This window comes from Actibacterium lipolyticum, assembly GCF_900184935.1.
GTDB classification, from domain to species: domain Bacteria; phylum Pseudomonadota; class Alphaproteobacteria; order Rhodobacterales; family Rhodobacteraceae; genus Actibacterium_A; species Actibacterium_A lipolyticum.
The window spans coordinates 1-7,660 of record NZ_FXYE01000006.1 but is presented as its reverse complement, the minus strand read 5'-3'; the positions used below and the strand labels follow the sequence as shown (position 1 = coordinate 7,660).

11 protein-coding genes are annotated in these 7,660 nt (G+C 56.7%); 4 read left to right on the top strand and 7 right to left on the bottom strand.

Going from position 1 to position 7,660, the window contains the following annotated elements; all coding sequences use genetic code 11:
* A partial coding sequence (locus COL8621_RS18840; RefSeq protein ID WP_093968981.1) for a recombinase family protein occupies nt 1-663 on the top strand: 663 nt, incomplete at its 5' end.
* 53 nt (nt 664-716) lie between these two features.
* Here COL8621_RS18840 and COL8621_RS18835 read toward each other — a convergent pair.
* The 3 genes from COL8621_RS18835 to COL8621_RS18830 all read right to left on the bottom strand — a co-directional run bounded on the left by COL8621_RS18835 (nt 717) and on the right by COL8621_RS18830 (nt 3,098).
* Nucleotides 717-1,487 (bottom strand): hypothetical protein, encoded by a 771-nt coding sequence (locus tag COL8621_RS18835; protein WP_093968980.1) that lies wholly within the window; start codon nt 1,485-1,487, stop codon nt 717-719.
* Nucleotides 1,488-1,811: 324 nt separating this feature from the next.
* Nucleotides 1,812-2,255 carry a hypothetical protein gene (locus COL8621_RS19055; protein WP_141137924.1) on the bottom strand — a complete coding sequence of 148 codons (444 nt, stop codon included), beginning with the start codon at nt 2,253-2,255 and terminating at the stop codon, nt 1,812-1,814.
* 33 nt (nt 2,256-2,288) lie between these two features.
* Nucleotides 2,289-3,098: a replication initiation protein gene (locus COL8621_RS18830; protein WP_093968979.1), complete on the bottom strand. Its 810-nt coding sequence runs from the start codon at nt 3,096-3,098 to the stop codon at nt 2,289-2,291.
* Between the two features lie 411 nt (nt 3,099-3,509).
* Here COL8621_RS18830 and COL8621_RS18825 point away from each other — a divergent pair, with 411 nt between their 5' ends.
* From COL8621_RS18825 to COL8621_RS18815, 3 genes are all read left to right on the top strand, one after another.
* Nucleotides 3,510-3,704, top strand: coding sequence for a helix-turn-helix domain-containing protein (locus COL8621_RS18825; protein WP_093968978.1), 195 nt, complete (start codon nt 3,510-3,512; stop codon nt 3,702-3,704).
* Between the two features lie 253 nt (nt 3,705-3,957).
* On the top strand, nt 3,958-4,710 hold the full coding sequence (locus tag COL8621_RS18820) for a hypothetical protein (RefSeq protein ID WP_093968977.1): 753 nt from the start codon (nt 3,958-3,960) through the stop codon (nt 4,708-4,710).
* Nucleotides 4,711-4,865: 155 nt separating this feature from the next.
* The gene (locus COL8621_RS18815) at nt 4,866-5,477 is read left to right on the top strand and encodes a hypothetical protein (RefSeq protein WP_093968976.1); all 612 of its coding nucleotides are present in this window, start codon (nt 4,866-4,868) and stop codon (nt 5,475-5,477) included.
* Between the two features lie 367 nt (nt 5,478-5,844).
* Here COL8621_RS18815 and COL8621_RS18810 read toward each other — a convergent pair whose 3' ends face one another.
* From COL8621_RS18810 to COL8621_RS19235, 4 genes are read right to left on the bottom strand one after another with little or no spacing between them, the layout of a single operon-like run.
* Nucleotides 5,845-6,249 (bottom strand): hypothetical protein, encoded by a 405-nt coding sequence (locus COL8621_RS18810; protein ID WP_141137923.1) that lies wholly within the window; start codon nt 6,247-6,249, stop codon nt 5,845-5,847.
* Nucleotides 6,242-6,505, bottom strand: a complete 264-nt coding sequence (locus COL8621_RS18805; RefSeq protein WP_176438544.1) for a ribbon-helix-helix protein, CopG family — start codon at nt 6,503-6,505, stop codon at nt 6,242-6,244. The genes COL8621_RS18810 and COL8621_RS18805 overlap by 8 nt, the downstream gene beginning before the upstream one ends.
* Nucleotides 6,498-7,112, bottom strand: a complete 615-nt coding sequence (locus COL8621_RS18800) for an AAA family ATPase (RefSeq protein ID WP_093968974.1) — start codon at nt 7,110-7,112, stop codon at nt 6,498-6,500. Before COL8621_RS18800 ends, COL8621_RS18805 begins: the two co-directional genes overlap by 8 nt.
* The gene (locus COL8621_RS19235; protein ID WP_176438543.1) at nt 7,109-7,285 is read right to left on the bottom strand and encodes a hypothetical protein; all 177 of its coding nucleotides are present in this window, start codon (nt 7,283-7,285) and stop codon (nt 7,109-7,111) included. Before COL8621_RS19235 ends, COL8621_RS18800 begins: the two co-directional genes overlap by 4 nt.
* Nucleotides 7,286-7,660: the final 375 nt, after the last annotated feature.

Genomic DNA, 7,660 nt, shown 5'->3' with positions numbered 1-7,660 from the left:
TTCGTCACCTATCTTCGCGTATCAACCGAACGCCAGGGCCAGAGCGGCTTGGGGCTGGAAGCGCAGCGTGCGGCGGTCGCAGCGCATGTCCTGGACCGGGGCGAGGTCGTGGCAGAGTTTGTCGAGGTGGAAAGCGGCAAGCGCGCAGATCGTCCTGAGCTGGCGCGTGCACTGGCAGAGGCGAAGCGGGCAGGGGCCGTGTTGCTCATTGCCAAGCTGGATCGTCTCGCCCGCAATGTCGCCTTCATTGCGAACCTTCTGGAAAGCGGGGTCGAGGTCACGGCGGCGGATATGCCTGAGGCAAACCGCTTTGTGCTGCACATCATGGCCGCAGTCGCGGAACAAGAGGGCCGCGCAATCTCGGAGCGCACCAAGGCGGCGCTGGCAGCGGCAAAAGCGCGGGGGGTCAAACTGGGCTGGTCTATCCCTGAGAGGGCTTCTGAACAGCGTCAGGCGGCACGCAAGGGCGCGGCAGTGAACAAGGCGCGGGCGCTTGCCCATGCTGAAAACGTCTTGCCAGTAGTCGAGCAGATCAGGGCAGGGGGCGCATCCCTTCGCCAGATCGCGGCAGAATTAAATGCACGGGGGATCAAAACGGCACGGGGGGGTGAATGGTACGCAACGACTGTACAGAACATATTCAATCTCACTTGCCGTTCCTAGATGTGAGATGGCCCGCAGGTGCGGGCCATCTCATTATTTGTCATTTCGCAGCCTTAGCCCAACGTGTTTGTGACCGGACCTTGTCCGCCGTCGTTCTCATTTGACTCAGGGGTCTCTCCCTCACTGGGTTCAGGGGCCTCTTTCTCATCCTGAGTCTCTTGAGTGTCAGTCTCATGCGTTGCATCAGCCTCCTCCGTAGGCTCATTAACGCTATTCCTGAGGTCAGACGGATAATCGATACCGTCAGGCCTCCAGTTCTCCGGAACTCGGGTTTCACCAATTTGATTGCCATCTTCATCAAAGATGTCTGGAGCTTTCTTGTCTGGATGGATCACGTCATCAGTAGCAGTTTGACTCGGCTCGAGTACACGCCAAAAAAGCTCAATGGCATTCTTAGGGATTCGCGTCTTAAGGACGCGCTTCAGGAGCTTCTTGATAGCCTTCTTTTGGATTTTTCGGCTTACCTCGTCAGAGTCCATCTTGGGCTTTTTCCCATCGCCTTCGCGGTTTTCCGCGTCTTCAGGCATGTCCATCAACGAGCCAGAGCCAGGGTTGGAAACTGACACGCCTCCACCAGAAACACCTCCGGTGCTTCGACCGCGACACTTGCCCAAACCAATCGGATATGGGCAAGTCGGGTCAAATCCAGGCTGAAACCTTCCATTGCCAATAGGACCCTCATTAATCGAGGGCCCGTACTCGCCCATGAGCATCTGATAATGCTCTTCGTCAAAGACGCTTAGCGCATTGACAGGGGACGCCACAGGGATCGAAGCGGCGATCACGCCCAAAACGAGCGCGCAAGGCAAAACAAATCGTTTCATGGCAAACCTCCTTTCGGTAAGACCATTGCACCCTTTCGAAGGTGCTTTGGGTCCGCCACGCGGCTTGTGAGCCGAAGAAGGAATTTAAACTGTTGGGTGACTCGCCAAAATCTTGAAAATCCAAATGGGTATTCTTAGCCGCAAGAAGGAGATTTATTACAATGGCTTAGGCGTATTTCAATGTGAAATAATCTCGGTAAGCCGGTGCCCGTTTCTTAATGTTACCGAAAGCTGATCGATTCGAGGTTCAGTGCCTTTAGACCGTGTCATTTAAGGCGCGGTATGCACGTAAATCATTATAATTTTTAGGAAATTTTCAGGAATTCAATTCACCCGGTTGCAGCTTCCGAAAGCGGCATATCCAGCGTTACCTTGTTCAATGATCGATAGTGTCGTCACGTTAGGTAAGTCCGCTATTACGTAAGTCGTTATGTGGGTTACGAAAACCCGCGCATACTCTGTTCTTGTGACGCTAAACCGTTCTTGCATCATGGTATCAGAATCGAAAGTGGTACCGGGTCTTTGACGTTGGACGCGCCCTGTTGTGCCATCAGCGGATATTGTCAAAGTAACTGCGCCAAGATCATTTCCATCGGAAGCCAACATCCAGTCTCTTGACTTGAGATACGTGCCTGTACTTTGCCCTTTCCAGTTTTGCACCTCAGCTTCAACAGTGCATTGATATACTTCTGCATGAGATTTTGAGGCTAAGATCAACGACATGAGAGTGGCTGCAAGAAGCCCTGCAAGTTTCGGATTTTTGAACATGATAATTCCTCGCGCTTTGGCCAATCGTTGAATTCATTCAATCACTTCTGGCGGCAACATGTCCTCAACGGTGCCTGTGATCCGCGCCTTGCGGCCTACACGGGAGCGCTGCAATTCAGCGTAAGCGGCCTTCCGACCCTCAATGTCCTTTGCGCCCCAGCCGATCAGGACACCGGTGACGCGCCGCCCAGTTTTCTCAGGCAGCACGGTCACGGTGAAATCGGACAGGGCGTTCACTTCCATGAGGGCAGGTTTAATCGCGTATTGGTTCAGGTTTCCGAAGGTCGTCAGCTTGCCCGGTTCGACGCCTAAGAGTTCCCGGAAGTCATCCAGGGCAAATCGTTCGGTGAACACATGCTTGAGCCGCACGCGTCGCGCCACGGCTTCATAGAGGGCCAGGGCATACTTCGAGGTGAAGGCCCGCAGCACTTCCAGCTCCAGCTTGGCAAAGACGGTCGAATCCTTGAGCAACAACGCCAGCTCGGGCGGGATCGAATACTTGAGGTTGCCGCGCTTCCGCTTCGGGTCTGACAGGTTGTTCCAGCCCAAGAGCTGCACACGGTCGGTTGATCCATCCGGGCGCTGGATCGTCACCACGGTCGTCATCAGGGCTTCAATCGACTGCACAAGCCGATCATTGCTTTCGTGCGTTTCTCTTAAGTCGGCAACCGCGATTTCAAAGCGCCTACCTTCCGACGCCAGGTCTGGCCCAAAGGCGTGGCGCAACAGCACGTTGAACAAGCGCCGGTCTGCCAGCGTCAGCCTGGACGCGCCCTTAACCTCGATTAGCTCGGCAGGTTTCACCATCTCGCCCATGTTCGGGGCGATATCGAGCGTCCGCATATTATTAGTTTTGGGGCGGGTCGATTCTGACAAAGCGTTTCCGTTAGCTGGCGATTCGCCCAAAGCTAAGATTAAACCCGTGTCAGAGGCAAGGTTTTGTGTCTCGATTCAGACTGCGCACAAACCGCCCGATTCCTAAGCGATAACCGCCCCAAAACTAATAGATAACCGCCCCAAAACTAATCCGTCCTCGCCCGATTCCTAAGAGTTTGGCGGATTTCTCTTTTCGGATCAGAGCATTACGCGTCCCGAAGTAAGAAGATTCTAGAAGAAAAAGAAGAAGAACGATCACAGCACAAACGCGGATTTACGTAATTGCATAATTTTCGCCATGTTCGTCCTTTGTTCCTTGAGCTGTAGCTTCCAAAACACTACAATGGCTCGTATCTGCTCACACATGGACCGCAAGATATGGACATTTCACCCCTGCTCACCGTTGCTGACTTCTGCCGGGCCGTAGGTATTAGCCGATCCACCTGGCACAAGCTCAAGCGCCAAGGCGCGACACCAGCTGTCGTCACTATCGGCGGTATTCAACGCATCCGAAAAGAAGCGGCTGAGGCATGGCTTGCCGAGAATGAAACCAGAGGCAGCACCATCCACTGACAGAACCTAGCCCGGTCGAAATGGGAGGATCGGCGGGCACATCGAGGCTAAGAAACTGGACACGCAATTCACCGCATCAAGCCCTATAGGATCGGCTGAAACGCCCGAGTTACGGAAGCGGCCTATATATATAGCTCGCGCGTTACCTATACCGTATGGTTCCCACCAGAACCCATACAGCAACACAGAAGCGAACAAGGGCGGGCAAGGGGCGGCCCCCAGCCCCGCAGCCGCAGCCCGCCCGCTGGGCGCGGTGGTCAGTGAGATCGCCAAGACGATCCAGCCACCAGAAAAACGCACGGATGACTTGCCGGTCGGTTCTCAGGCCAACTTCATAGAAGCGGCAAAGTGCGCGGCCATTCTCGGTTTCCCGGTTAACACGCTTCTCACGGTTCGCTGGTCGTCGCTCTACCATCACGACAACACCAATCCGCTCTTTGCACAATCACCCGTCGAGCGGATTGCCTACCTGGTCGAGTTGCTGAGAAAATGGGTTGGTGCGCGTTGCAGCGGCGGCTTCCTGTATCTTTGGGTGCGTGAAACCACCTCTGAGCTGGGCGAGCACTGGCACCTCGCCTTTCATCTGCCACGCGGAAAGCGAAAGGCCGTCGCATCCTACCTTTCCGATCTTCTTGGCGAACCCTTAGACCATACGCCCCGCACCAAGGCGCAGGGCCAGACCGAAGGCGAGTTCGCGTGTAGCGTCTGGCGGTCGTGGCACCTGGCGAAAGACACACACCCGGAGCGATCCGGGTTCTACCTCGCCGCCTATCTCGGGAAGGGCGAACCATCTGAACGCATGTTTCGTGGCAAACTGGTTCCTAACACCCGCAAGCTGGTCAGGGGCCAGGCATTCGGTGGCCGCGAAAGGTCTGGCAGATACGACGCGTCGCAAGGGCAGATCAGGGGCACGACAGCACTCAAGAAACGGTTCGGCATTGCCCGCCCGCTCAAACAGGCGATGAAAGCGCGCCAGAACGCCGTCCTAAGGGCCATGCGGGCTTAGGGTATGGTGAGGGTGCCAAAAGCGAAATGGCCCCTCAGCGCCGCTCTCAGCGCCTCTCAGAGGCATTTCCGAAATCCACCTTCTCTAAGCAATGGCAGCGGGAAACCGATACCGGGCAAGTTTCCAAATGATTTCGGCAAAATCTGAGGTTCGGTATGGGCGGGATTGGTAGCGGGCGACACTGGCAGTTCGGGGCAGACACGACAGACGATTACCGCTCGATTGATATTCGGTGGCTGAAACGCGAAGGGCTTTTGGAGTCCGGCGTCAGTCGCAGCATCACCTGGTCGCGGGGTGGCGAGGTCACAGGCTCAATCAATGTCCGTTCTGAGCCGGGGCGTTTGATCCTGGACTATCGTCAACGGGATCGAGGCGGGGAATGGCAACCGGAACGCTATCCCGTCTATCTCGACACCACGCCCTGCCACATGGGCGGCGTCCGTCACTGGTTCCTCTGCCCAGCTCGGGGCTGTGGTCGTCGGGTCGCCATCCTCTACGGCGGGGCAATTTTCGCGTGCCGCCACTGTTACCGGCTGGCCTATCCTTCGCAGCGTGAAAAGCCGGGGGATCGAGCTGCACGGCGGGCAGATCGCATCAGGGACAAAATGGGCTGGCCTGGTGGCATCCTGGAAGGCGGCGACTGGGGCAAGCCCAAGGGAATGCACTGGCGCACCTACGAGCGTCTTTGCCGGAAGCACGACGCCCTGTCAGATCGCGCCCTGGTCGGGATCATGGATCATCTGAACCGCCTGTCCGGTCGTTTCTAAAATAGGCTGATTTAGAGGGGTGAAGCTGGCAGGAAATAGGGGCGCTTTCTTCGCATACCAGTCAGCTCGAAAACTGTCTGATTTTCCAAGGCATAACCCGTTTTAGAATGAAGGCGCGACATTGGCAGGATATGCCGCTTGTATGCGGGTTTTGTCCGTCCTGCCCCCGCGCCCAAACCACCCCGATAGATGGGGTCGGTTCGGTCTGGGCGCTTTCCTGAATGCTGGAAAGAACGGCGGCGCTTTTAACCGGCCAGGCAACGGTTTGGCCGCCAACCTTGGCCAGATTCTGGGAAGGGGAGTTAAAATCCGTTTTCCGTTATCAAGGAAAGGCTTGGCGGATCAGACAGGGGCTTTTCCATGAGCGTCAACGGCACTCACCGAAGAAGACTATGCCGGCTGCTACGGCAAGGAAGGGTTTGACAGCGCCTTCATCGTATTCATGCACTTCGTAATAGTGGATGTGCCCACCTTCCCCGCTATCCGCAAGCGCCTTGAAACCCCATGAGGCGGAACCTTCGTTTAACAGGGTTACACTGTTGAAGCTCGTGTTTCCGATGACGGGGTGAATCACACGGCCCGTTCCCCGGTCGATAGCGACGGTGGTTTCCATAGCTGTTTCACCGACCCATTCCCTATTTCTGGTGTTTGCGCCAGGGATTTTAAAGTCGGTGATCTGGCAAACGTAGCTGGACGGTCCTGCCGCGAGACTGTGCGGGACAACCAACAGAAGGCCAAGAAGCAAGCTGCGCATATTTACGTAACTACGCATTTGCGCGCTTGAGGTATTCCGCAAGAGCCGCTTCCAATATCGCTTGGTGCGTCTGATCGGTTTCGGCAGCATGAAGTCTCAGGCGCTTATAGGTCTCGCCATCGAGGGCCAGCGTCAGACGTTTCTCGCCCGGTCGCTTCGCCGGTTTCTTATCTTGGGCCGCGCCCTGCCCTGCCCCGCGTTGCGGTATGCCGGTATCAGTCGGGCGACTTTCGGTGTTCAATAGGCCATCGAGGGCCACGGGTTTCTTAGCCATCCAGAATCCCTTTCACGTAATCCCACACGGCGGCAATCTCTGCCCCCGCCTTCTGGTCGGTTGTTTCGGAAACCCCCTGCCCGGTCGCGCCGGTCTCGGCATAGGCGACACGCTGCGCGATATTCACCGGGGCAACGCGGCCATGCTGCGCCAGGACGCGGGCGGCTTCCTCTGTGATCCGCGCACGTGGCGTCTGAGATAGGGCGAAGACAAAGGGCACCTTCGCATCATTCACGGCGGCAATGGTCGCCCCTACGGCCCGCAGATCGTCCGGTGATGGGCGCACTGGGATTAGCACCAGGTCAGCGGCTTCCAGCGGCTCATTGAGCCATTCCGGGTGAGCTGGCGGCGTGTCGATAATGCAGAGGTCGAATTGTGCCCTGGCGGCGTCCAGCGTGGCCTTGAGCGCATGGGGGGCAGGGTCGCGCTCCAGCATGGCGGGGGTGTCAACTTCCCGACCTTCCCACCACGCCCTGAGCGAGCCTTGCGGGTCCAGATCGAGGCAAAGCACCTTCTGGCCATCGAGAGAGGCGGCAACAGACAGGTTGCGGGCCAGCGTCGTTTTGCCAGCCCCGCCTTTCTGAGCAGCTATGAGGATCGTCTTCATGATTGGGTGCCGGTGGTGTTGGCAACAGACCGGCTTATGTCGGTCAACACGCCGACCACGATTCCGAAGGTTAGCTCATAGATACCCAAATTGATCGAATCCCCGGTTGTTCCACCGCCAAGGTAGCGAGGTATCAGGCTCGGGTCGCCCGACTGAACAACGAATAGCGCCATAGCTATCCTTGTACCCCCCAAAATGACCGCTAGCCATGCAATGACACGGCCTGCCCGCGTGAAGAACATCATGCCTCTCCTTTTTTGGGCGAAGCTACCGCAAATGTGCGAAACCGCAAACGCATAAATTCATAGCTACGCACTTGCGTGAATACGTAAATGCACACATATGTATAAGAACACAACGGACGTAGGGTCTTTATACACCCTAAGGTTTCCCCCAAGATCGAGAGGGCCGCGCCATGAAATTCGTCACCTATCTTCGCGTATCAACCGAACGCCAGGGCCAGAGCGGCTTGGGGCTGGAAGCGCAGCGTGCGGCGGTCGCAGCGCATGTCCTGGACCGGGGCGAGGTCGTGGCAGAGTTTGTCGAGG